This is a genomic window from Acinetobacter sp. A1-4-2 (assembly GCF_040233925.1).
In the GTDB taxonomy this organism is placed as follows: domain Bacteria; phylum Pseudomonadota; class Gammaproteobacteria; order Pseudomonadales; family Moraxellaceae; genus Acinetobacter.
Window position 1 is genome coordinate 82,470 of sequence record NZ_CP157981.1, and the last position, 23,490, is coordinate 105,959.

22 protein-coding genes and 1 pseudogene are annotated in these 23,490 nt (G+C 41.5%); 14 read left to right on the plus strand and 9 right to left on the minus strand.

Annotation, left to right across the window (positions count from 1 at the left end):
* Positions 1-128 precede the first annotated feature (128 nt).
* Positions 129-1,706: a glutamate--cysteine ligase gene (gene gshA, locus ABJ384_RS00385; RefSeq protein ID WP_180043165.1), complete on the plus strand. Its 1,578-nt coding sequence runs from the start codon at positions 129-131 to the stop codon at positions 1,704-1,706.
* Positions 1,707-1,724: 18 nt separating this feature from the next.
* The gene (locus ABJ384_RS00390; protein ID WP_349928221.1) at positions 1,725-2,249 is read left to right on the plus strand and encodes a disulfide bond formation protein B; all 525 of its coding nucleotides are present in this window, start codon (positions 1,725-1,727) and stop codon (positions 2,247-2,249) included.
* A 368-nt stretch (positions 2,250-2,617) separates the two neighbouring features.
* Here the strand turns inward: ABJ384_RS00390 and ABJ384_RS00395 are convergent, their stop codons facing one another.
* The gene (locus ABJ384_RS00395; RefSeq protein ID WP_349928223.1) at positions 2,618-3,949 is read right to left on the minus strand and encodes a hypothetical protein; all 1,332 of its coding nucleotides are present in this window, start codon (positions 3,947-3,949) and stop codon (positions 2,618-2,620) included.
* A 249-nt stretch (positions 3,950-4,198) separates the two neighbouring features.
* On the opposite strand from ABJ384_RS00395, the gene ABJ384_RS00400 reads away from it, so the two are divergent.
* Together ABJ384_RS00400 and parE are read left to right on the plus strand one after the other, a co-directional pair.
* Positions 4,199-4,783: a YqiA/YcfP family alpha/beta fold hydrolase gene (locus ABJ384_RS00400; RefSeq protein WP_349928224.1), complete on the plus strand. Its 585-nt coding sequence runs from the start codon at positions 4,199-4,201 to the stop codon at positions 4,781-4,783.
* Positions 4,784-4,797: 14 nt separating this feature from the next.
* Positions 4,798-6,678 (plus strand): DNA topoisomerase IV subunit B, encoded by a 1,881-nt coding sequence (gene parE / locus ABJ384_RS00405; RefSeq protein WP_200223368.1) that lies wholly within the window; start codon positions 4,798-4,800, stop codon positions 6,676-6,678.
* 46 nt (positions 6,679-6,724) lie between these two features.
* Here parE and ABJ384_RS00410 read toward each other — a convergent pair whose 3' ends face one another.
* Positions 6,725-7,231 (minus strand): GNAT family N-acetyltransferase, encoded by a 507-nt coding sequence (locus tag ABJ384_RS00410; protein WP_200223367.1) that lies wholly within the window; start codon positions 7,229-7,231, stop codon positions 6,725-6,727.
* Between the two features lie 112 nt (positions 7,232-7,343).
* Positions 7,344-8,081, minus strand: coding sequence for an outer membrane protein OmpK (locus tag ABJ384_RS00415; RefSeq protein ID WP_200223366.1), 738 nt, complete (start codon positions 8,079-8,081; stop codon positions 7,344-7,346).
* 493 nt (positions 8,082-8,574) lie between these two features.
* Between ABJ384_RS00415 and ABJ384_RS00420 the strand changes: the two genes are divergently transcribed.
* The 5 genes from ABJ384_RS00420 (at position 8,575) to ABJ384_RS00440 (ending at position 12,996) form a co-directional block, all read left to right on the plus strand.
* Positions 8,575-8,952 (plus strand): HPF/RaiA family ribosome-associated protein, encoded by a 378-nt coding sequence (locus ABJ384_RS00420; RefSeq protein WP_086196557.1) that lies wholly within the window; start codon positions 8,575-8,577, stop codon positions 8,950-8,952.
* A 173-nt stretch (positions 8,953-9,125) separates the two neighbouring features.
* Complete coding sequence (locus tag ABJ384_RS00425) at positions 9,126-9,668, plus strand: ankyrin repeat domain-containing protein (RefSeq protein WP_180082690.1); 543 nt, start codon at positions 9,126-9,128, stop codon at positions 9,666-9,668.
* A gap of 14 nt (positions 9,669-9,682) precedes the next feature.
* Positions 9,683-10,453 carry a transporter gene (locus ABJ384_RS00430; protein ID WP_180082688.1) on the plus strand — a complete coding sequence of 257 codons (771 nt, stop codon included), beginning with the start codon at positions 9,683-9,685 and terminating at the stop codon, positions 10,451-10,453.
* Between the two features lie 103 nt (positions 10,454-10,556).
* Positions 10,557-12,311, plus strand: a complete 1,755-nt coding sequence (gene dsbD / locus ABJ384_RS00435; RefSeq protein WP_349928228.1) for a protein-disulfide reductase DsbD — start codon at positions 10,557-10,559, stop codon at positions 12,309-12,311.
* Positions 12,312-12,315: 4 nt separating this feature from the next.
* Positions 12,316-12,996 carry a glutathione S-transferase family protein gene (locus ABJ384_RS00440; protein WP_180082683.1) on the plus strand — a complete coding sequence of 227 codons (681 nt, stop codon included), beginning with the start codon at positions 12,316-12,318 and terminating at the stop codon, positions 12,994-12,996.
* Here the strand turns inward: ABJ384_RS00440 and ABJ384_RS00445 are convergent.
* Positions 12,993-14,192 (minus strand): GGDEF domain-containing protein, encoded by a 1,200-nt coding sequence (locus ABJ384_RS00445; protein ID WP_180082681.1) that lies wholly within the window; start codon positions 14,190-14,192, stop codon positions 12,993-12,995. The genes ABJ384_RS00440 and ABJ384_RS00445 overlap by 4 nt on opposite strands.
* Before the next feature lie 259 nt (positions 14,193-14,451).
* Here ABJ384_RS00445 and ABJ384_RS00450 point away from each other — a divergent pair, with 259 nt between their 5' ends.
* On the plus strand, positions 14,452-15,018 hold the full coding sequence (locus ABJ384_RS00450; RefSeq protein WP_086196551.1) for an NAD(P)H-dependent oxidoreductase: 567 nt from the start codon (positions 14,452-14,454) through the stop codon (positions 15,016-15,018).
* A gap of 83 nt (positions 15,019-15,101) precedes the next feature.
* On the opposite strand, the gene ABJ384_RS00455 is transcribed toward ABJ384_RS00450, so the two are convergent.
* Positions 15,102-16,013 (minus strand): alpha/beta hydrolase, encoded by a 912-nt coding sequence (locus ABJ384_RS00455; RefSeq protein ID WP_349928231.1) that lies wholly within the window; start codon positions 16,011-16,013, stop codon positions 15,102-15,104.
* 154 nt (positions 16,014-16,167) lie between these two features.
* On the opposite strand from ABJ384_RS00455, the gene ABJ384_RS00460 reads away from it, so the two are divergent.
* Positions 16,168-16,605, plus strand: a complete 438-nt coding sequence (locus ABJ384_RS00460; protein ID WP_180082839.1) for a DUF2147 domain-containing protein — start codon at positions 16,168-16,170, stop codon at positions 16,603-16,605.
* 75 nt (positions 16,606-16,680) lie between these two features.
* On the opposite strand, the gene ABJ384_RS00465 is transcribed toward ABJ384_RS00460, so the two are convergent.
* On the minus strand, positions 16,681-17,028 hold the full coding sequence (locus ABJ384_RS00465) for a Spx/MgsR family RNA polymerase-binding regulatory protein (protein ID WP_180082840.1): 348 nt from the start codon (positions 17,026-17,028) through the stop codon (positions 16,681-16,683).
* Between the two features lie 479 nt (positions 17,029-17,507).
* Positions 17,508-18,326: an exodeoxyribonuclease III gene (locus ABJ384_RS00470; RefSeq protein ID WP_180082844.1), complete on the minus strand. Its 819-nt coding sequence runs from the start codon at positions 18,324-18,326 to the stop codon at positions 17,508-17,510.
* Between the two features lie 40 nt (positions 18,327-18,366).
* Here ABJ384_RS00470 and pyrE point away from each other — a divergent pair, with 40 nt between their 5' ends.
* Positions 18,367-19,017, plus strand: a complete 651-nt coding sequence (gene pyrE / locus ABJ384_RS00475) for an orotate phosphoribosyltransferase (protein WP_086196546.1) — start codon at positions 18,367-18,369, stop codon at positions 19,015-19,017.
* Between the two features lie 51 nt (positions 19,018-19,068).
* Here pyrE and ABJ384_RS00480 read toward each other — a convergent pair.
* Positions 19,069-20,142 (minus strand): annotated as a pseudogene (locus ABJ384_RS00480) (IS4 family transposase); the annotation flags it as partial.
* Between the two features lie 948 nt (positions 20,143-21,090).
* Here ABJ384_RS00480 and ABJ384_RS00485 point away from each other — a divergent pair.
* Entirely contained in the window at positions 21,091-21,555 is a 465-nt protein-coding gene (locus ABJ384_RS00485; RefSeq protein ID WP_086196545.1) for a MarR family winged helix-turn-helix transcriptional regulator, read from the plus strand.
* A 351-nt stretch (positions 21,556-21,906) separates the two neighbouring features.
* On the opposite strand, the gene ABJ384_RS00490 is transcribed toward ABJ384_RS00485, so the two are convergent.
* Positions 21,907-22,098 (minus strand): DUF3565 domain-containing protein, encoded by a 192-nt coding sequence (locus ABJ384_RS00490; protein ID WP_349928234.1) that lies wholly within the window; start codon positions 22,096-22,098, stop codon positions 21,907-21,909.
* A 116-nt stretch (positions 22,099-22,214) separates the two neighbouring features.
* Here ABJ384_RS00490 and gshB point away from each other — a divergent pair, with 116 nt between their 5' ends.
* A complete protein-coding gene (gshB, locus tag ABJ384_RS00495; protein WP_166170600.1) occupies positions 22,215-23,165 on the plus strand; it encodes a glutathione synthase in 951 nt (316 codons plus the stop codon).
* Positions 23,166-23,490 lie beyond the last annotated feature (325 nt).

Genomic DNA, 23,490 nt, shown 5'->3' on the forward strand with positions numbered 1-23,490 from the left:
TGACATTTTGATTGAAAACTATACAGGGTGTAATGTAGCAGCCAAAAATCACGTTATACTGATATAAACTGATGATTTTATTTTAGTAGTTTTATTTAGTAGTTATCTTCCGATAAGCGAGATTGTTAATGAGTCAACCCGAATCGACCTCTCAAGTTATGGTACCAACTTGGGTGGATTCTTCGCTGTTTAAGGGCATGTTGCGCGGTATTGAACGTGAAAGCCTGCGTATGCAAAGCAATGGCTTTTTATCCCAGGCAACACATCCTCAGGCACTTGGTTCTGCATTAACACATCCGCATATCACCACTGACTATTCCGAAGCCTTGATGGAATTTATTACTCCTCCACAAGACAGTATTGAAAAAGCACTCGATTATCTGGCCGATATTCATGCCGTTACACACCGTCATCTGGAAAATGGGGAAAAACTCTGGCCCTTGTCGATGCCCTGCATGCTGGATGATGACGAAAAAAGCATTCGTTTAGCCCAATATGGTAGTTCTAATATTGGACGATTCAAGACTTTATATCGCCGTGGTTTAGGGGTGCGTTATGGTCGCCGTATGCAAACCATTTCCGGGGTGCATTATAATTTATCTTTTCCAGATCAACTGTTTGAAGCACTGCAACAGCATGAAAGCAATGAAGATCTAAAAAGTCTCAATTTGCAGGATTATCGCAGTCACCGTTACTTTGGCTTGATCCGTAATTTCATTCGTCTAACGCCCTTGGTGATGTTCCTGTTGGGGGCTAGCCCTTCGGTCTGCCAGTGCTTTATGACCGGACGTGACCATCATCTGTTGCCTTTGTTAAAAGGTACCCTGTTCTTGCCTTATGCAACAGCACTGCGGATGGGCAATTTTGGCTATCAGAATTCTGCCCAGAAGCAATTGGGTATTCACTACAACAACCTGTCGGGTTATCTGGAGGGTTTGCAAAAAGCCGTGAAAACGCCTTATGCACCTTTTAGCCGTTTGGGGCTCAATGATGAACACGGTGAACCGATTCAAATTAATGATCATGTGTTGCAAATTGAAAATGAATACTACAGCTTAATCCGTCCGAAGCAGGTGCCTCAAGCAGGAGAAACACCATCCCAGGCACTGCAAAATCGCGGAGTCGGTTATGTGGAACTGCGTGCAGTCGATGTCAATCCATACAGTCCGATCGGAATTGATGAAAACACGGCAGCATTTCTGGAAGTCTTGGCACTGCATTGCCTGCTACAAGAGAGCCCCGATTTGCTCGATCCGGAACAGGAACAGATTGAGCGTAATCAGGCCGAAGTGGTCAATCGTGGCCGTGCACCGAATGCCGCTATTCTGGATGCGGCTGGGAAACATCCGATTGAGGATTGGGCACGTGCGCAGGTCATCAAAATGCAGCCTTGGGCTGATTTACTGGATGCGACTTATGACACCCAAATGTATTCAGCAGCCCTGGTGGTCATGCTCAATCGTATTGATGAAGTAGATGAAACCCTGTCTGCCCAGGTTATAGCCGATACTTTAGAATATGGTGGGACATGGGGTTTTGGTAGTATGATGGCGCTGCAACATGCAGCAACTTATGAACAGCACCCTTTAAGCCCGGATACGCTGGCTTATTTTGATGGTTTGGCGGGGCAGTCATTGCAACAGCAACAGCAACTGGAACAAGATACGAGCATCAGTTTTGAGCAATATCTTGCCGATTATCGATAAAAATTAAGAGGATTTGCCATGCAATGGAGTTATCGCTTCGTGAGTGGTTTTTTATTTTTAGCTAGTGTCGCGGGGATGGCATTTGCGTTGTATTTAGAGCATGGACAAGGGCTTGAGCCTTGTCCACTCTGCGTTTTTCAGCGTATAGGGCTAATTGGGCTGGGGATCATTTCCCTGATCGCTTTCCTGCATAACCCCATTTCAAATGTGTTTAAGCGTTTTTATGCTTTGTTGGGTACGCTTAGTATCCTCTGGTCCGCAGGGGTGGCTGCACGTCATGTCTGGCTGCAAAATTTGCCACCCGATCAGGTGCCGAGCTGTGGTCCAGGTTTAGATTATTGGTTGGATACTTTGCCGTTAAAGTCGGTATTTGAACAGGTGCTGAAAGGTTCGGGTGAATGTGCCAAGGTTGACTGGACTCTGTTTGGACTATCGCTTCCGGTATGGTCATTGGCCTTCTTTGCCGTACTTGCCTTGATCAGCCTGTGGCAACTATTGCGTCACTATCCAGGGATGACCAATAAAACAGCCAAGAAAAAATAAAGAGGTATATAAAAAAGCCAACCGAATGTTGTAATGCTGATCAGTTAAGGAGTTTAGAAATAAACTCCTTAACTTTTTAGTGATTCATGGCGGAGTCTTACCATTTTAAATCAAACCCTTGCAGCTCATTGGTTACTTTGGTTTCGCCCAAAGTAACCAAAGGCATTTGTCATCCGCAAAACTCGTCAGCCACTATCAACTCGTAAATTTATCGCAGAAACAATCATTTTTTAATGTAGTCCGGCCTCAAACAGTTGTGGATGACTTTCCCACATATCAAATACAGTCATGAATTTAAAAAAGAAAATACCAGTCAATTTCTTAACTGACTGGCATTAAACCGAACGTTGGCTTTTTTATTTTTTTACTTAAGTCAATGCAATACCTGATAAATCTTCCAGCTGCATGCGGTATTCATGCACTTCTTCTTTGACCTGTTCATTTTGCGGCGGATAGAACCATTTCACAATCTGTTCCGCCACACTGGAATGATAGTTAATTTCAAAATGACTTAAGCCATAAAAGATCGCTTTATGGGATTCTGGTACTTTCAGTTGAAAGCGCGGATTTGGATGTTCACCCAAAGCACTGTCTACACTGACCAGATAGTCCCCCAGCACCTTTAAGGTTCGATTCTTTTTGTTTTCATATTCAATGGTGCCGGCAACCAGGTAAGTATTAATATGTTTCGGCAGGGGAGCCGGTTTACGGTTGTCATCCATGCCGCCAATCCGGGCATGATTATGTTCCCAGTCATCATCGCGAACACTGCCATAGCGCAAATCCAGAATGCCATTGCTGCGGATATTGACAATATGTTGGATGATTTTCACAAAGGGAAAATGCCCGAGTTTGTCTTGCAGGATAAACCCGAAACGTTCCAAGACTGCACCATGATGCGGAGAACCCAGGCAGACCAGGTTCTCGGTCAGATGTATCCATTGATACATGTTCTGTTTGCCGTAAAACAGGGCACTGCGTAAGACCAGGCCGCCCATGCTGTGGCCAATTAAATCAATGCTGGTAATGCGCGGATTGCGACGAATCAAATCTTCTAGGGTATGGGAAAGACTACGGCCATTGGCCGAGATACGACGTCCGCTATTGTAGTTCAGGTACAGCATGGTGTTATTGTCACGTTGCGCCAACAATTTTTCGCCTATACCGCCATATTGCGTGTTGCTCCAGTCCAGATGGTTCATGCACAAGCCATGTACAAAAATGACCACGCGACCGGATAAATCCCCTTTTTGCAGTCCACCATAGTGGTCATACAGCACCATCGGCAGTGCCATCGGGTTCTGATATTTTAATAAATAATCACCCAGCACCCCGTTGAGTACCCCGACCAGAAAATGCAGCGTTGGTGTTAGCGGCTTGTCATGTAATTTTGGATATTTTTCAATAATTTGACGTAAACCTGGTGCCAAAAGATACGATCCGTAATTAAGCAGGGTATCGTAGGACAACTGATACAGTTTTTCGATATAAGGAATTTTTTGCAATTTTTTCGAGCGTTGTTCACTCATGCCAAACAGGCTAATTAAAATTTCACGTTGAATCGCCTGGATCAGCTCCTGCATGACGTCGTTTAGACGAGTCGTCACCAATTGTGCGAGACCTTCCAATACATCAGCTTGACTGGGCGGTGTACGGTCCCATCTACAATAGGTTTCATGTAATGGGGTTAAACTCGGCATTTGATCCTGTCCTTTCTGTGACCATGTTTCCCATACTCTTTATTTTTTCTTGGGATCACGGTATAAACTCTTAGCTTTTCATTTTATATCGTTCATCTGGAACAGCTTTTACAATAACGATGATTGAGCTTCAGTATTAATTTTTTTGTCTGACAATTTCGGTTATATCTAGATAAAAACAGATGGGTAGCTAAAACTCAGGTATAAAATAAATCTAGTTTAAATTTGGCAATGATGCAATAAAAAACTATGAACATCATTTATTTACATGGATTTCAAAGCAGTGCTTTATCCATAAAAGGCCAGCAAATTAAAGACTACTGTCAGCAGCAGGGCAATGTTCAGGTGCATCTGCCGGATCTCAACATGCCGCCCGAGCAGACAATGGCGCATCTAGCTGCCATGATTGAGAATCTTGACCAGGTCGTGCTGGTGGGGAGCAGTCTAGGCGGCTTTTATGCGACACAGCTGGTCGCAAAGTATGGCGTGCCGGCTGTTTTAATTAATCCTGCTATGCGACCATGGCAACTATTTCGTGACTTATTTGGCAGTGATCAGATTCCCTATGTGGTGAATGCTGAATGGACGCTGGATCATACCCATCTGGATCAGCTTGAGCAGATGGCGGTGCCATTTGTGCAAGATGCGGACAAAATTTTAGTGTTATTACAACAAGGGGACGAAGTTTTGGATTATCGTGAAGCACAGCGCTATTATAGCAATGCTTCACATCAGTCCATGCTGATTACCGAAGCAAATGGCAACCATGCGATGGAAAATTTCGCAGACAAAATACCGATGGCCTTACAGTTTTTATCGGATTGTATAAATTAAGGAAACAGTACAACGTGTCTCAATATACGGCTCAATCACTTGAAGTTTTATCTGGTTTAGATCCGGTACGCCGTCGTCCGGGTATGTATACCGATACCACTCGTCCAAACCATTTGGCGCAGGAAGTTATTGATAACGCTGTGGATGAGGCACTTGCCGGACATGCCAATAAAATTACTGTCACAGTGTATAAAGACGGTTCGCTGTCGGTTGAAGACAATGGCCGGGGGATGCCGGTGGATATCCATCCGGAATATGGCCAGAGCGGGATTGAAATTATTCTGACCAAGCTGCATGCCGGGGGTAAATTCAGTACCGATAACTACCAGTTTTCCGGTGGTTTGCATGGAGTAGGGATTTCCGTGGTCAATGCCCTATCTGACCGGGTGGAAGTGGAAGTTCAGCGTCAGGGCAACCTGTATAAAATGGCCTTTGAACATGGTGAACCAGTTGCGCCGCTGGAAGTGCTGCAAGGCAAGGCACCGAAACGTGCGACCGGTACCACAGTACATTTCTGGCCGGAAGCCAAATATTTTGATTCGCCCAAGTTTGCCCTCAAGGCTTTAAAACATAATTTAAAAGCCAAAGCCGTTTTAGCGGCAGGTTTGGAAATCAATTATGTAGACCAGATCAATGATGAAAAGATCAGCTGGCAGTTCGAAAATGGTCTGGTTGACTACTTAATGGATGAGCTGGAAGATCGTGAAATCATTCCGAGTCCAGCTTTTGTGGCTAGTGGTGAGGCTGAACGTGCCAGTGCCGAATTTGCGATTTGCTGGAATGCTGAAGGTGGCGAACAAATTCAGGAAAGCTATGTCAACCTGATTCCAACTGCGCAGGGCGGTACCCATGTCAATGGTCTGCGTTCAGGGGTCACCGATGCCATGCGTGAGTTCTGTGAACTGCGTAACCTGTTGCCGCGTAATTTAAAATTGTCTGCCGAAGATGTCTGGGATGGGGTGAACTACATTCTGTCGTTAAAATTTCAGGAACCACAATTTTCCGGTCAAACCAAAGAGCGCCTGTCGAGCCGTGAAGCCTCAGGCATTGTGCTGAATATCGCCAAAGATGCTTTTGCACTGTGGCTCAACCAGAATTCAGACATTGCCATGCAGCTGGCCGAATTGGCGATTGCCAAGGCGGGTCGCCGTTTAAAAGCGGCAAAAAAAGTTGAACGTAAGAAGATTGTTTCCGGACCTGCACTCCCGGGTAAATTGGCCGACTGTGTAGGACATACCCTGGAAGAATCGGAACTGTTTATTGTGGAAGGGGATTCTGCGGGTGGTTCTGCCAAGCAGGCACGTGACAAGAATTTCCAGGCAATCATGCCAATTCGCGGGAAAATCTTAAATACTTGGGAAGTCTCTTCTGATGAAGTTCTGGGTTCTCAGGAGGTGCATGATATTGCCATTGCGATTGGAGTCGATCCGGGCAGTGATGACCTGTCCGAACTTCGCTACGGTAAAATCTGTATTCTGGCCGATGCCGATTCAGATGGTCTGCATATCGCGACCCTGCTCTGTGCCTTGTTTGTGAAACACTTCCCAACCATGGTGGAGGAAGGGCATTTGTTTGTGGCCATGCCGCCCTTATTCCGTATTGATGATGGTAAGGATGTGCACTATGCGCTGGATGAAGACGAGCTGGAAAGCATTCTGAAAAAATGCAAAAGCAAGAATCCGCAAATCACCCGATTCAAAGGTCTGGGTGAAATGAATGCCAGTCAGTTAAGGGAAACCACGATGGATCCGAATACCCGTCGTCTGGTACAGCTAGATCTGGATGATGCACATTTTACCGCCGGTCTGCTGGATAAATTACTTGCAAAAAAACGCTCATCGGACCGTAAACACTGGTTAGAACAGAAAGGTAATCTTGCTGATCTGGTGGTTTAAGTTCGAGTTATTGCCAAATTAAAAAATCCTGCATCTGCGGGCTTTTTTATAGGTTTAAATTGAGTTGCATTAACACCAGATCACGCCATTTCCCAAATTTTTGTCCAACTTCTGGCATATAACCTGTCTGCTTAAAACCTAATTTTTCATGTAACACAATTGATGCTTGATTTTCATGATCAATCGCAGCAACCATCACATGAATATAATTTTGCCGTGCATGTTCAATCAGTTTCAGCATTAAGGCTTTTCCCAAACCTTGTCCGATAAAGTCCGGATGAATAAAGACCGAATGTTCCACTGTATGTTTAAACCCGCTAATTTGGCGGAAAGAAGAATAATCGGCATAGCCGGCGATGTGTTTAGTCTCTGAATGTTCAGCGACAAACAAAGGAAATAGTTGTTCAGTAAGGCTTTTAAACCAGTTCTGAAAATCCTCAATAGACTTTGGTGTGCTATTCCAGGTCGCAGTACCATTTAAAATTTCAGCATTATAAATTTTCAGGATGTGTTCTAGATCTTGTACTTGAGCGGGACGAATCAGAAAACCCATGAGCATATGCCGAACGACTAAATAGACTATGGATTTTAGAAATAAACCTGATTTTCAGCAATAAAAAAAGCAAGACCGAAGCCTTGCTTTTTTAACGTTCAAAACGTGGTGCTTAGAAGTGGTATTTGACCAAAGCACTGACGTCGTTTTGATCAACGCCTTGAATACCAAATTTGTTGTTCCAAACTGAGTGTTCGATACCCACATATAATTTGGTTTTAGGTGAAATATGCTTACCTACATTCCATTTGTACTGGCTGGTCCAGTTCAGCTCGCTTGCTTGAGCGCCTTTTTCAGCTGTTGACCAATCCAGGAAGGCATCTACCAGGAAATCTTCAGAACCCAATTTAAACGGAACTGCATAAGTGATCGTCATTTGATAATCATCTTTAGTTTTGTCGTTATCCGCTTTATAGAAGTTCACATTGGCATACTGGGTGTATGGAATATCTAAAGCGAAACCAATACCGTACAAGAAGTTATTAAACTCTTGGTTTTGGTCATATCCTGCATTGTGTTCCCAAGTTGTCGCAATAAGGACATCTTTAATTGGACCAAAAGAAAGATCTTTTCCAGATACTTCGCCTAAGCTTAAACGTGGCGCTAACTCGAAATATGTATTTTGTTCATCATTGCCATCCAATTGATGGTCAACAAAGAAAAATACATCCGAGTATTTAAGTTTAGCTGCATATTCTGCAGTCACGGTCGTACGGTCTTCAGTACCCACTTCATAGTTTTCACCATAAAGACCAGTTACGCTGAAGTCTTGCCATACCACTGGCGAAGCCTGTGTAAGCGCAGCTGTTGAAGCCAATGCACATGTAGCAAAAAATTGTGTAAGTTTCATTAAAAATATCTCCCCCGAGAAGCAAGCAAAGCATACAGATTCTTTAGCAAAAATAAAGCCAAAATTGATCAATGGTTAAAAAAATAGTCTGCTTTTCTCAGAGTGCTCCTGATTAAAATCAAGACACCACTTTGATACCTAAAAATACATGTTGATAAAAAAAGTAAGGCAGTTTGAAGAAGGCATTTTATCCGCAAAGAAATAATATGATATTTATCAAATTATTTAGAGGGAAAGTCAAATTCCTTATACGTTATAGGGTATTTAAAAAAAATATCAAAATACTACTTGCATAAGCTTCACCTAGACCCTTATATTCAAAGCATAAGGACACGAATCTGCAGAGTTAAAAGTGTTCATCATTCAATGTGGAGGAACTCGTTCCAAACTAGGTTGAAGATGCACAGCGCTGTTGTTAACAGCAAGGTGAAACGTGCCAAGATAAGAAGTTTTGCACAAAAAAAGATTTGATGAATAAAGAGGATGAAATTATATGAACATTGAAATTCGTACCGATAAAAACATCCAAAATAGTGATCGTTTAATTACTTATGTTCGTGCAGAACTGAATGCTGAATTCCAACGTTATAGCGAACGTATTACCCATTTCTCGGTTCATTTTAGCGATGAAAATGGTCCAAAAGGTGGTGCAGATGATATTCACTGCATGATCGAAGCACGCCCGGCAGGTTTGAAACCGGTAGTGGTGAACCATCATGGTCATAATATCGATACTGCCATACATGGAGCCATTGACCGCTTAAAACGCAGTTTGGAACATCTATTTGAGAAAATAGATGACCCTCGTGCCGCAGTGCCGGTACTTGCTGAAACTGCAGAAGCCAGTGATGTGGACGATGTAAATGATTAAGCAACATCTTGCTTAAAGAAAAAAGCTCTTCGGAGCTTTTTTTATGGGCGTTTTAATACGCTATTTGGGACAGGGCAACAGAAATAAAAAATATACTCCTTATACATTTAGCTAAAACAAATGACAGTTTATTCGGCATAATAGTTAAAAAATGATTGAAGAGTATTTTCTCCATGTTAACAGCACAACAACAAGTCTTTGTACAGGCAATAGAAGAGCTGGATCTTGCTCAGGTACAACGTCTTTTGGCAGAAGGTCTCGATCCGAATTTTATTGATCTGGAAAAAGGTCCGGCCATTTCTGTCTGGTCCGATGGTTTGTTCAAATGGTGGGAGCATATTTGCGAAGCTTATGAAGCCGGTTCACCTTTATCTGAACAAGAAAAACAGCAGAATCTGGCAGTTCATCTTGAAATTTTAGAGGCGCTTATTCAAGCCAAAGTCAATTTACATTTATGGGATGCCGAAGAACTGTATGGTCCATTATGGGATGCTGCCAGCTCCGCCTGCGTGCCTGCAGTGCAACGTTTACTGGATGAAAAAGTAGATCCTAATACCAAAGATGAAGATGGTCAGACCATATTATCCTCGATTAGTGATTTATTCTTTGATTGTGACTTTGACGAAATCAACTGGTCAGAAGCATTGGCCGAAGAAAAGCAAACTTTAGAGTTGCTCCGTAGTTATGGGGCTAAAATGACTAAAGAATTAACATAATTAGTGAGACAACCATGTCAGTCGTAAAAACAGTAAGTTTCATTTTTGCAGCGGGTTTCAGTATCAATGCGATGGCTGCCGATTTTTCTTTTGACCGTCCAGGTGCGGGAATCGGCACTGGCATTACGCCCGTCGGTCAGCTGGCATGGGAACAAGGCTTACCTAGCCTCAGCTATTCAGAAAGTAGAGATGAAACCGGAATTAAAGTTAAAAACACCACTTTAAATGCCGACATGTTGTTACGTACCGGTTTAGCTCAAGATCTTGAATTGCAGTTGGGCTGGCAAGGTCCATCCTGGTCAAAAACCAAAGCAGCGGGTCAGTCTGTTGAAGAAGACGGTTTGGGCGATGTCAGCATTGGGGTGAAAAAGGCTATTAATCTGGATGATGAAAAGCTTTCTATGGCCATTTTAGCTGAAGCGATTCTTGCGACCGGCAATGATGCGTTTAGCAATCAAGATGATATCTACAGTCTGACTTCGGCTGTGGCGTATAATTATAGTGATGTAATTCGTACTTCCATCACCATGCGTTATGAAGCACAAAACAGCAATTGGGCTGTGACTGCAATCCCGAACATTGAATATAAAATTACCGATAAATTGTCCGGTTTTTCTGAACTGGTCTATCGTAAAGCTGAAAGTCAAGACTATGAATATGCACTGGGTTCAGGACTCATTTATGCACTGAATGAGCGTGTGCAAATGGATGCCAGTATTGGTGTGGACTTAAATGGTCGAGATAAAAGCTATCAATCAGGTTTGGGTGTTGCATTCCTATTTTAATTAAAAAAAATAAACTGATATGAAAAAGCATCTTCAAGACATGAGTTTGTGGTTTCGGTTCGCTATATGCGGATTGATCGGTAGTGTGATTGTATTGTGCTCCATGACACTGCAGGCGCAAGAGCAATTGCTTGCACCCGAGGATGCTTTTTCTTTTAGTGTTGAATCCAGTAGCACACATGAAGCCCAACTCAACTGGACGATTCCAGATCGCTATTATTTATATCAGCATAAATTTGAAGTCCGGCAAGGGACGCAAAAGCTGGCTTTAAAATTGCCGCCAGCAACCGATTTGCATGATGAAAATTATGGCCATACCCAGGTCTATTTTCACAAGGTCCAATTCACGGTTCCCACCGAAGCCTCAAAAACCTATCAGGTGACGTGGCAGGGCTGTGCCCAGGACCGGATTTGCTATCCACCGCAAACCATTGAGTTTCAGACCGATATTGACGGTTTGGTGCTGTTACAAAATCAGGCCAGAGCAAGCAAGCGTCTGCTGGATCTTTCAACATCTTCAAACAGTTCTGTAACTGGTCAAAACACTTTGAGTGCTGAACAGAATAGCATTCAACCGACAGCAAAGCCCGTCATACGCGATACTGCAAAAGATCAAATGTGGTCGGAAACACTGGCTGAAAGCTCTTTGCTGTATGGCTTATTGCTGTTTTTCGGTTTAGGCATCTTGTTGGCCTTTACGCCATGTTCATTACCGATGCTGCCGATTTTAACTTCGCTGATTGTCCGCGACAGTAAAGGGCTGAAAGCCTGGATGATTGCTCTGGTGTTTGTCTGCAGTATGGCCATGGTCTATGCGGTTTTAGGCTTAATTGCTTCATCTGCTGGTTTGAATTTTCAGCGCTGGTTACAGCAGCCTTCCACCCTGATTGCTTTTAGTGCGTTATTTGTTTTATTTGCACTAAATTTATTCGGTTTATTTGAAATTAAATTGCCCCAAGCTTTGGTCAACCGCCTCGATCAGGCCCAGTCGCTACAAAAAGGTGGCAGCCTGATTGGGGCAGGTGTCATGGGGATGATCTCGGCACTGCTGGTTGGACCCTGCATGACCGCACCTCTAGCCGGGGCACTGTTATTTATTTCCCAGAACCAAAGCCAGTGGCAGGGAGCACTCTTGCTGTTCACCTTGGGTTTTGGCATGGGAACGCCCTTGCTTCTGGCCAGTGTACTGGGTTCCAGGGTGTTGCCTAAAGCAGGGTTGTGGATGCACCAGATTAAGGTGCTGTTTGCCTTTATCATGCTAGCCTTGGCCCTATATTTTATTCGTCCGCTTATTTCTGAGGCCTGGCTGCAATGGGCAGGCTTAGGTTTAGGCATTGCTTTTATTGCGTATATCCTTTTTCGCATTCGGCAACAGACCCCGCTGAGGGCTTTATATGTACTGGTATTACTCGTGGTGATGCCTTATCTGGCTTATACTCAATATCAACACAGCCAGCGGTTTTTTATCGGGCAAAGCACGACCCAGGCCACTTGGCATGTGGCAAAAACAGCGAATGAATTTCAACAGCTCTTAAGTAGTGTGCCCTCCAATCAGCCGATTATTATTGATGTGTATGCAGACTGGTGTGTGGCCTGTCAGCCCATTGAACATCAGGTGCTAAAATCGGCTCAAGTCCAACAAGCACTTGCGCCGTATTTTCTGATTAAACTGGATTTGAGTAACTATGATGCAACGCATCAGGCCTTATTGAATCAATGGGATATTTTAGGGCCGCCCACCTATTTATTCTTGGATGCTAAGCAGCAGGAAATTCGTGGTTTACGTCTAACCGGTGCTTTTAGCGAGGCTGAATTACTGAAACAGCTCGATTTGTTTCAACAGCATATAGGACCATAATGTGATGTATCAGCTCTATATAGCCAATAAAAATTATTCCAGCTGGTCAATGCGCCCGTGGCTGGTGTTACAGGCTTTTCAGTTGCCTTTTCAGGAATTCATGATTCGGTTTCCCGCAGAACGCAACACGGGCACATTCAAGCAGGATGTATTGGCCATTAACCCCAATGGGAAAGTCCCGGTATTGATCGATCATGACTTGATGCTGTGGGATTCGCTGGCGATTTGTGAATATCTGGCCGAACGGAACCCCAATCAGCATTTGTGGCCACAAGATGTCAAGCAGCGTGCACATGCACGTTGTATTGTGGCGGAAATGCATAGCGGATTTCCCGGTTTGCGCAATGCCTGCGGCATGAATATCCGGGCCCATTTAGCCGATGTGGGTAAGCGTTTATGGCAGGACAATGCCGAGCTTAGGCAAGATGTGGCACGGATCGAACAGATCTGGTCAGAACGTCCAGAGGTGAACGGTTTTTTATGTGGTGAATTTTCAATTGCCGATGCATTTTATGCCCCGGTGGTGACGCGGCTTATGACCTATGCCTTACCGGTCAGTGAGTCGACACAGCAGTATATGCACACCATGCTGCAACATCCGGCCATGAAACTGTGGATGGAAGGCGCGTTGCAAGAACAAGCTTGGGTGAATTATTTAGAGTCGTATCAACAGCAGCCACTTTAGCAGGGCTTGGGCTCAGTAAACAACTCTGCCTGATAACACTTGACCTGATTGCGTCCGCAGCCTTTGGCTGCATACAGTGCCTTGTCTGCCTGGCTGAGCAATTGTTGCGAATTGAGTGAGGGACTGGATAGCGCAATGCCAAAACTTGCGGTGATCGGAATAGTTTCTCCCGAATCACTGCATAAATGAAGCTGTTGAATGGCCTGACGACACCGTTCAGCAATAATTTGTGCCTGTTGCAAAGAAGAATGATTTAAAATCAGAAGAAATTCTTCTCCGCCAAAACGGCCCAACATATCCCTATCTCGAATGATTTGGGAGAGTGCTTGACTGACCTGAATCAGGGTTTCATCGCCTTTATCATGCCCGTATTGGTCATTAATGCGCTTGAAATGATCCAGATCAATTAACACCAGTGCATAAGATTCATTGGGCTTGCGTTCCAGTTTTTCCAGACAATTGTTGATGCTGCGCCGGTTAAGAGTATTGGTCAGTGGGTCAACCTGACTTAAATGCTGAATCAGTTTTTCTCGATGCCGCCACTGGCTAAGTAAAATTTCAAATAAAATCAAACAAGTAATAAGAATTGGCACAATGAAATACATCATTGTCAGCACCCAAAACATATTCTGATAGGGTTGGGTGTGAAGATTAAACAACGGACCGTAGCTGATTTGACCTTGCAAGCCTAAATACCCGCAAACCAGTAAAAATAATGTGGCCGGGATGAGCGCGCAATAAACGATTTTACGCTTAAACAGCACCAGGCCCACCGTGAGCAGAGACATGTAAGTGATCATGGTGGCCGGACTGAGTACGCCGATCACATAACCATCACGACATAAAGACATGACCAAAATCCCCACGGATACATAGGGTAGGCATTGCTGTACCCAGGCTTTTTTACGCCATGCTGAACATGGGTAAATCAGCGCAATAAAGACCGTTAAAATCAGGATATTCATTTCCAGCTGTAGTTTGAGCAAGGGTAAATTTACCCAAGGCCAGACTTCAGGAGATAAAAGCACAAAAACTTTCCAGATAATCCAGATCATATGCACTGAACTTCCTAAAATCAGCATCAAAATGCATTTATTCAGGACACTCCAGTTCATTACACCCCCATCTTCTAACAGGTATTTCACAATTTTTTCTTTGAATGAGAAGGCATGATTTGGTGAAAAGATTGGCTTCATTCGATAGATATAATCCTTGGTTGTTTAAATCATAAATTAATGTGAAATAAGTAGATTTATTTTTAATAATTCACAACATAGCACGTTTTTTTAGTAATGGTAATGGTTGTTTTTTGTACTTTTTGGTCTAAAAAGTACTTTTAGCTGAATTATTGTTGTATTAAATATGGAACGTTGTGTTGTATATAAATGTATTATTCTATTTTTAGTGGTCGATTAAAATGCCTACATTGAATAAATAAAGATGAAGGTAACAGCCATGAAAGTTTTACATATCGATTCCAGTATTTTAGGTGATGCTTCTGTTTCACGCCAATTGAGTCAGGCGATTGTCACTCAGTTGCAAGCCAAGCATGCAGATGCGACCGTAGAATATCTGGATTTGGCACAACAGCCCATTCCACATTTAACCGCTGAAATTTTGATGGGGCAAGATGCTGAACAGGCAGCCTTAGGCGAAAAAATTATTCAGCAATATCTGGATGCCGACGTGGTTGTGGTGGGTGCAGCAATGTATAACTTTGGCTTGCCGTCTACGCTAAAAGCCTGGATTGACCGGATCAGTGTGGCCGGTAAAACCTTTAAATATACTGAAAATGGTCCTGTTGGTTTGGCTGGCGAGAAAAAAGCCTATATCGCCAGCAGTCGTGGCGGCGTGTATGGTGAAAATAGCCCGGCAGATTTTCAGGAAGGTTTTTTGAAAACTGTATTTAATTTCACCGGTGTGAACGATGTCGAAATTATTCGTGCAGAAGGCGTCAATATGGGTGCAGAGTCAAAAGATCAGGCAATTGCCAGCGCTTTAGCTCAGGTGCAAAGCCTGTAATGTGAAATCATCCTATCCATGATTCCTCTTGGGTCAGCTTCGGCTGACCTTTTTTATGGAATATGCTTCATCGCTGATTAAATTTAGCTTTGATCCAATCCATGGGCAAATTCAGCCAGATCGGCCAGTGCCTGTTTGGCTTCATCAAACCACGCATGGAACATCTGAAAATTGTGCCACATGCCGGTATAAAGTTTAAAAGTCACTTGAACATTGGCCTGTTCTGCTTTTTCTTTAAAGCGCTGTGCATCATCTAGCAGAATTTCTTTCGATCCTACTTGTACCAGTGTAGGAGGTAATCCGGTTAAATCTGCAAACAGGGGAGAAATTGAGGGATGTGATTTATCCATCGATTTAGGGACGTAATAATCAATTCCGGTTTCTAAGGTTTCAATGGACAATAAGGCATCGTGTTTCTGGTTATAGCGTAAGGATTCGCTGGTGAGGGTTAAATCTAAAAAGGGTGACAACAGCATCAGACCGCTGACCTGAGGTAGCTGTTCATCACGAATTTTAAGTGCCAAGGCCAAAGCCAGATTGGCACCACAGGAATCCCCAGACAAAATAATATCCTTGGCTTGTATGCCTTGGTCGAGCAAAATATTGTAAACATCAAACAGCGCATCCAGAGCTTCAGGAAAAGGCTGTTCAGGCGCGAGAGGATAATCTACGTGCAGCGCTTGCATTTGAGTCCGTGCCACCATGTCGGATACAAATGCCCGATGGGTATTTAAGGATCCTAAAAAGAATGCACCGCCGTGAATATGTAAAATAAGCTGTGTGGCCTCATTGTGCGGTTTGATTTCTTCAGCACGTAAACCGGCAAGACGGATTGGGCGAATACTGACATTTTTATTCTGCGGAAATAGACGGCACATTTGTTCAATGACAAAGCGTGCTGAATTTGGAGGTAAGTTAAACTGGCTCGGCAGACGGATGGTGGTTTTTAAAAAACTTTCTGTAATTAATTGTTTCCATAACGGATTTATCTTCATGTTTTTTCCATCTTGTTATATCTTTTGGGGGATAACTGGTTGTTTACCAATTCAAGTTACAAGATTACACTAAACGGTCACACGGAAGAATTGCAAATATGTTGTGACTTTTTAATACTAAGGCCGTCTACACTAGACTAGGAAACGAAAAAAAATGAAAAGAATTGCTCTTGCATTAGGATTGCTCGGATTAACAGCTTTGGCAAATGCTGCTGATCCTTTAAATGGAACAGTTTGGAAAACGATTGACGATAAAACAAAACAACCCAAAGCAATCGTAAAATTTACTGAACAAAAAAATGGCACATTGTCTGCGAGTATTCAAAAAGTTTTGACACCAGGCGAAGAACAGGCATGTAAAAAATGTGAAGGTCCATATCATAATAAATCTTTAAAAGGTTTAAAGATTGTTCACGGTCTTAAAAATGTCGGTGGTACAAGTTATGAAGAGGGTACTATCCTTGACCCTTCTTCAGGCAAAACCTACAAACTCAAAGGTGAACTGGCAAATGGCGGTAAAACGCTCGAATTACGCGGTTTTATTGGCGTATCTGTTTTAGGCCGTAACCAAACCTGGATTCGCGCGAACTAAGTCTACCGAGCCAAATGGATTAAACGAAAAAGCCTGAAATTGTCAGGCTTTTTTAATATGGATGGTGCAGGCTGCTTACTTTAATGCCCGATAGGCTTCTTCATCAAAGCCGACGATATAACCAGAAGCAGTTTCAAGCACAGGACGTTTGATTAAGCTGTTATGGCGGGTGAGCGCTTCAATGAGATTTTCTTCACTGCTTAAAGCCGTTTGTTGTTCCGCTTCGCTCAGTTTGCGCCAAGTGGTGCCTTTTTTATTCAGGATGACTTCCTGACCTTTGTTATCCAGCCATATTTTTACCGTTTCAGCAGCAATGCCTTGTTTCTTGTAATCGTGAAACTCATAGGCAAGACCGAGTTGATTAAGCAGGTCAAAGGCTTTTTTCATTGAATTACAGTTTTTGATACCATAAATCTTCAGCATAGGTGAATTATTCCATTTTCTATTCTTCAATAGCGTAACGAAAATCCTTCAGAAGCTCTAGAGTGAATTAAATGATTAAAATTAAAAAATTCAGCTGTCATTAAACTGACATTTAGATTTGTAATTATAAAGCTATAAATAAGAACCATATGATTATTCTAAATATATAGAAAAAAAATATAGAAATAGAAAAGAAAAAATAAAGATAACGAATAGAGAAAACCCGCATTCAATCATCCTGATTATGCGGGTCTCATTTCAACGTCCATTGTCACATCCTTGCAAAATAAGCTACCGAAGTGCTTTATTCTGTTTCATCCTACGGCGTCCTATCCCTTTTCAGTCATCCTGACTTGTCCCTGTGCCGTGCGACAATAATGCACTTAAAAGATCTATATAAAAAGCAACAAATTCGACATCTTTTGTAATCTATATGCCTGTATTGAGTGAACAATGGTTCACTCAATACGCATTATGGACTATATTTTATAATCAATAATCACTGGTGCATGGTCGCTAAACCAGGTTTCCTTATACACCCAGGCATTGACAGTGCGGGCTTTCCAGTCTGGTGAGCAGGCTTGGTAGTCAATGCGCCACCCGACGTTTTTAGCACGTGCCTGTCCGCGATTAGACCACCATGAATAAAGTTCGGCTTCCTTGCGCACTTCACGGAAAGTATCGACATAACCCAGATCATCATAAATATGATCGAGCCAGGCGCGTTCATGTGGTAGGCAGCCTGAAGATTTCTGGTTGCCCGACCAGTTTTTAATATCAATGCGTTTATGCACAATGTTGTAGTCACCACAGACAATGACTGATTTATCTTCATCCCGCCATTGTTTTAAGATGTCTTGATACTGATCCAAAAAGTGATCTTTACGGGCCTGAGCTTCTTCGCCAGATGAGCCTGAAGGCAAATACAGCGAACAGATGTATACAGGCTTGTCTAAACCGAGATCAAATTCGGCAGTGATAAAACGCCCTTGAGAGTCGGCCAGTTCAAAGCCTAAACCATCTTTTACGGAGACAAAAGGTAGGCGACTATAAATGGCGGTACCGGCATAGCCTGCACGTTCTGCCGGGAACAGGTGCGTGTACCAGCCTTCAGGTCTAAATTTTTCAGTCCACTGCGCATGGGTGATCCGACTTTCCTGCATACAAATGACATCGGCATCTGACTGTTCCAGCCATTCCAGCAAGCCTTTGGTCACTGCTGAACGCAAGCCATTTACGTTAATTGAAACGACTCTTAGAATTTTTTGATCACTTGGATAGCTACTCTTTGGTATCATGCGCAAGTCTTACCTCTATTTCTGAATTTTGGAGCACCTCATGACGTCGCAAGCGACTTTTAACCCTCAAGCTTTTATCGAACTTGCATTATCACGTGGTGTGCTTAAATTTGGTGAGTTTACTTTAAAATCGGGTCGTGTGAGTCCTTATTTTTTTAATGCAGGTTTGCTCAATGATGGCGAGGCGTTAACGCTACTGGCTTCAGGCTATGCAGACAAATTAACGGCATGTGACAATGTCGAAGTGATTTTTGGCCCGGCTTATAAGGGGATTCCATTTGTTGCTGCGACTGCCGTGGCATTGTCACAAAATCATGGTGTAAGTGTACCTTGGGGCTTTAACCGTAAAGAAGCCAAGGATCACGGTGAAGGCGGGGTGCTGGTTGGCGCATCGGTTGAAGGCAAAAAAGTCTGGATTATTGATGATGTCATTACTGCAGGTACAGCCATTCGTGAAGTGGTCACCATTCTTAAAAATGCTGGTGCGCAAATTGCCGGAGTATTGGTGGCTTTAGACCGTCAGGAAAAAGGACAGGGCGAATTGTCTGCCATTCAGGAAGTTCAAAAAGAACTGGAAATTCCAGTTCATGCCTTGATTACCATGAAAGATTTGATGGATTTCTTGGAAGCTAAAGGCGAAAAAGACGCTTTAGCGAAAATGGAAGCCTATCGTGTGAAATACGGCATCTGATCGGTCAATGGTTAAAAAGGGAAGCCATGTGCCACTGCTGTCCCACAAATATCACAAGAAGAACCTCAATTGAGGTTCTTCTTGTTTTCGCCATTTTTTATCAGGCACAAAGAGTGACCTTAAAAGTTTCCTTTCAAATAAATTGACCTGAATAATTCGCAGTAAACGCTGAACACTCCATTCTTCTTGTGCCATGTGTTTAGCGAAGTTCACCAGCAAATAGGCGATTAATGCAATCCATATTTGCGTTTGTATCGCATTGCGGCTTCGACCTAGAAATGACTTCAGTTTTAAATTCTGCTTGATGGCTTTAAAGAATAACTCAATCTTCCAGCGGTCTTTATAAATTGCAGCAATGGTGGATGCTGCCAGATGAAAGTTGTTGCTCAGAAATTCGAATGTTCTTTTCTTATCTGTATCATAAAACTCTATACGTTTTAATAATTTAGGTGCGCCTCTTTTCTTGGCATGTGCACTGCTCAATTCAATACATTCATCCGCAATAATCCCTTTAGTCGCTAATACGCTGCGGCTTGATTTAACTTGATAAACTGTCTTTGGGCGTAGCCGAGTTACGAAGCTGACTTTATGATGTGTCAACTGAGCAAACCATTGATAATCAACATATCCTTTATCAAAGACGATAATGCTGCCAGCAGGAAATTTAAATGCTCTGCCTTGCACCATATCATTTTCAATACCATCCCCAAGCGCTACAAATTCAGAAATGGTATTGCTGTGATTTAAGCCAACACTGAGTTTAATACTGGCTTTGGATTCATGCACTTTTGCCCATTCGCACAATGACAGTGAAAGATCAATATGACTGGCATCTAGTGAATACAGCGGATTCTTGAATCTAAATTTATGTGCAGTTTTAGAGTTTTCACAGTGCTGAAGCAGCTGCGTGAACAATTGCTGATACAGGCTGGCGGGCTGTTCTTCATTGAGTCTTGCTAAGGTGCTTCGCGCAATTCTTTTCGCGCCAAGATGATAGAGCTTTTCCTGCTGGGATTCGAGATTGGATTGAATGTCTCTTAAGCTTTGCCGACAAGAAAGTTGGGACATCAATATGGCAACAAACTGATCCCAGCGGGTGGCTGATCTTAATTTTTGCCCAGAGTGGGACAGTAGTGAGCCATGTGCTTCCTTTTTTGTCATTCTTAAGAAAATGAGAGATGACTTAAAAAAATCGACTAAAAAAGTACTCAGGCCTTAAACAAAGCTCTCGCCATATTCATCTTTTGTTTGTTTTTAGGCTGAAAGAAGACGCCAATACATGCTATTGAAGTTGAGCACCGTTTTAATCTATAACCCTCTAAACCGGTATTTATTCAGGGCTAAGACTAGAAGATTTAAGAGAGACTTGCCCCTTTTGCTCAGGCTCCGTATACGGATAGCTCTTAAAATTTTGCGACAAAGAAAACCCGATTTTTCAGAGTAAAATTCCACTTTAAATTTATTCTGTATAAAAATATCTAATAAATTCATGATTAGTTAATAAATTATACAAAATGCATATTGTAAGTTAGTAAAAATAGATTATTTTTCATTTTATTTTATAAGGTACTGTGATTTTATACCCTAAAGGTATAAAATTTTTATAGATAAAAATGCTAAATTAAACAGTATTTTATTTTTAATCATAAATATAAAAAGACTATAAATTAAATTATAACTTATTTTTTGAGAATAAAAGTGTAAAAAATGGAGGATTTTTCCAAAATAAATTACTGTAAACTTTGTCACATTTTTACACATTTTCAGAAATAAAATGGTATTTTTTGTGATAGATCATTTAACCATTAAAATGATTTAATCGGCTTGCATAATAACAATAGATAAATATAAAAGGGATTTTCATTTAAACTTTGGCTCTCTAATTCTTTTTATAAAAAAAGAGGCTCACAGAAGCGAAAAAGAATTAGAGAGTTAATATTACTTGAGAGTGAGTAGAAAACCTTAATACCAGATATTGAATTGATAAAAATGTAACCTAAAACTAAAGAAGCTAAAATACAATGCGTCTTTAAAATAATTTTAATGGTCTTAATATATTAAAAAGGTGAGATTATGGCAAAAAAGTACAATAAATTTTTATCTGGATCTGCAGATTTTAATTTAGAAAATTCTCTGTATCACTGGATTACTCAAGTACATGCTCAATATATACAAAATGTTGATCATGCATTAAAGAAATATGGTTTAGATAATTCGCGCCGTCGTATCTTGCTGGCATTACAATCCAAAAATAAGGCTAGCGTATCTGATCTGTCGGAAATGTTGATTTCTAAAATGTCAACCACCACCAAAGTGGTCTATCGCTTAAAAGAAGAAGGATTAGTAAATACTTATTGTTGTGAAGATGATGCTCGAATTACGCGAGTATTATTAACAGATAAAGGACAACAAATGATTCAAAAAATTAATGATCTCAGCCTGGTCGTATTAGAACAATCTTTTGATGGCTTAACACCGCTACAAATTGAAAAAATGCTGGATAACCTGAAACATATTTTTAAAAATCTTGCCCCTTAAAATAAATTAAAGTGCATAGCTATTTAAATAAAATGTTCATGATTTTTTATTGTGAGAATAAAGAGGATTTGTTTTATATTAGAAATAAGTTAATGGTCATAATTTTAATAAAAATTATGAAAGATTATGTTTTTTTAAGGCTAATAAGGTAATTTTTTTGTTAAATAAAAATTAAACTGGTTGGGGTGAATATGATTGATGAAAATTTTATTTTTAAATATTTTGATTTAAATTATCTGTACTTTATTATTTAAGCAGTTTTAATTTTGTATGGTTGAAATAATTTAAAAAAGGGTAAATAGGATATAATATTATATTCTGCATAATTATTTATCCTTTATGAAATCATAATTAAATTGGTTCTTCACATTTCTTACACTCCAATATTATTCCTAGTTTCTCTTTTCGACCTTGTTCAGTTATCACCCACGGGCGGTTTTGCCAAGGCGGATTATGTCGAACATGCTGGGTATGGCCACAGGCAAGGTCTGCAACCCAATGGTTTTCTTCATCTAAATGAAATCCAATAATCGCTTGTTGCATGAGGTGCTCCTTGCCGCTTTCAAATGATTCGATACAAGCTTTATTAAAATTGAGAAAAAAGAAAGATTAAACTCCGCTATACTTTTCTCAAGTTAAAAATACATGAGCAGATCGATATGCGCGTACTTGTTGTGATGGATCCCATCGAAAATGTAAACCTGAAAAAAGATTCCTCTATGGCCATGCTGTGGGCTGCCAGCCGTCGTGGACATGAGTTGGGTTATGCATTACAGCAAGATTTATATATCGATCAAGGTAAAGCCTTCGGTTTAATTTCACCACTAAAAGTGTTTGAAGACTATAACCATTATTATGAATTGGGTGAAAAGAAAAAAGAATCGATTGCAGCTTATGACGTGGTGTTGATGCGTAAAGACCCACCTTTCGACATGAACTTTGTTTATACCACGTATATTCTAGAACAGGCCGAGCGTGAAGGGGCGTGGATTATTAACAAGCCGCAAAGCCTGCGTGACTGCAACGAAAAATTGTTCGCCACCCAGTTCCCTGAACTTCAAGTCCCGACTCTGGTGACCTCAAATGAAGGGCTGATCCGCGAGTTTTTGAAAGAACAGGTGGATGTGATTGTAAAACCACTGGATGGGATGGGGGGTACAGGCATTTTCCGCTTGTATCAAGATGGCATCAATATTGGATCGACTATTGAAATGCTGACCAATAACGGTACTCGGCCGATTATGGCGCAGCGTTATATTCCGGAAATTGTTGAGGGCGATAAGCGCATCCTGATGGTAAATGGTGAGCCTATACCTTACTGTTTAGCCCGTATTCCGCAAAATGGTGAAGTGCGCGGCAATCTGGCAGCCGGTGGTCTAGGTCAAGCCCGTCCCTTAACTGAAAATGATAAAGCGATTGCGGCAAAAGTAGGCCCTTATCTCAGAGAAAAAGGCCTGATTTTTGTGGGATTAGATGTAATTGGCAATTATGTGACAGAAATCAATGTTACCAGTCCAACCTGTATTCGTGAGATTGATGCACAGTTTGGCACATCTATTGCCGACGATTTATTTGCTGTTCTGGAAACAGGTTTAAAAGTAAAAGCATAAGTCTGATATTTATAAAAAAGAGTTCCTAAAATAGGAGCTCTTTTTTATTCTGTTTGATCCGTTCCTTTTCTTGCTTTTTATTTGGGGATACAAAGGGACTGGAATTTATGCATTGTTCAAAAGACAGGTCATAAAATTGCTTAAAAAATATATATTTTGCTCGATTATCAATAAAACTAGTTTAAACTTTAAAATCTGAAGAAAAAAACAATGAAACGCATGTTGAAAAAAAGTAAATAACCTTTCACGGTTATGCGTTTGTGATTACAATTGTTAGCTTAAAATCAAATTTCGTTATTCCTATTTTAGAATTGAAGAATTAGAC

Coding starts and splice junctions, on each gene's coding strand:
- gshA (WP_180043165.1), top strand. CDS start 129: ATGAGTCAACCCGAATCGACCTCTCAAGTTATGGTACCAACTTGGGTG.
- ABJ384_RS00390 (WP_349928221.1), top strand. CDS start 1,725: ATGCAATGGAGTTATCGCTTCGTGAGTGGTTTTTTATTTTTAGCTAGT.
- ABJ384_RS00395 (WP_349928223.1), bottom strand. CDS start 3,949: ATGCCGAGTTTAACCCCATTACATGAAACCTATTGTAGATGGGACCGT.
- ABJ384_RS00400 (WP_349928224.1), top strand. CDS start 4,199: ATGAACATCATTTATTTACATGGATTTCAAAGCAGTGCTTTATCCATA.
- ABJ384_RS00410 (WP_200223367.1), bottom strand. CDS start 7,231: ATGGGTTTTCTGATTCGTCCCGCTCAAGTACAAGATCTAGAACACATC.
- ABJ384_RS00415 (WP_200223366.1), bottom strand. CDS start 8,081: ATGAAACTTACACAATTTTTTGCTACATGTGCATTGGCTTCAACAGCT.
- ABJ384_RS00420 (WP_086196557.1), top strand. CDS start 8,575: ATGAACATTGAAATTCGTACCGATAAAAACATCCAAAATAGTGATCGT.
- ABJ384_RS00425 (WP_180082690.1), top strand. CDS start 9,126: ATGTTAACAGCACAACAACAAGTCTTTGTACAGGCAATAGAAGAGCTG.
- ABJ384_RS00430 (WP_180082688.1), top strand. CDS start 9,683: ATGTCAGTCGTAAAAACAGTAAGTTTCATTTTTGCAGCGGGTTTCAGT.
- dsbD (WP_349928228.1), top strand. CDS start 10,557: ATGACACTGCAGGCGCAAGAGCAATTGCTTGCACCCGAGGATGCTTTT.
- ABJ384_RS00440 (WP_180082683.1), top strand. CDS start 12,316: ATGTATCAGCTCTATATAGCCAATAAAAATTATTCCAGCTGGTCAATG.
- ABJ384_RS00445 (WP_180082681.1), bottom strand. CDS start 14,192: ATGAAGCCAATCTTTTCACCAAATCATGCCTTCTCATTCAAAGAAAAA.
- ABJ384_RS00450 (WP_086196551.1), top strand. CDS start 14,452: ATGAAAGTTTTACATATCGATTCCAGTATTTTAGGTGATGCTTCTGTT.
- ABJ384_RS00455 (WP_349928231.1), bottom strand. CDS start 16,013: ATGAAGATAAATCCGTTATGGAAACAATTAATTACAGAAAGTTTTTTA.
- ABJ384_RS00460 (WP_180082839.1), top strand. CDS start 16,168: ATGAAAAGAATTGCTCTTGCATTAGGATTGCTCGGATTAACAGCTTTG.
- ABJ384_RS00465 (WP_180082840.1), bottom strand. CDS start 17,028: ATGCTGAAGATTTATGGTATCAAAAACTGTAATTCAATGAAAAAAGCC.
- ABJ384_RS00470 (WP_180082844.1), bottom strand. CDS start 18,326: ATGATACCAAAGAGTAGCTATCCAAGTGATCAAAAAATTCTAAGAGTC.
- pyrE (WP_086196546.1), top strand. CDS start 18,367: ATGACGTCGCAAGCGACTTTTAACCCTCAAGCTTTTATCGAACTTGCA.
- ABJ384_RS00485 (WP_086196545.1), top strand. CDS start 21,091: ATGGCAAAAAAGTACAATAAATTTTTATCTGGATCTGCAGATTTTAAT.
- ABJ384_RS00490 (WP_349928234.1), bottom strand. CDS start 22,098: ATGCAACAAGCGATTATTGGATTTCATTTAGATGAAGAAAACCATTGG.
- gshB (WP_166170600.1), top strand. CDS start 22,215: ATGCGCGTACTTGTTGTGATGGATCCCATCGAAAATGTAAACCTGAAA.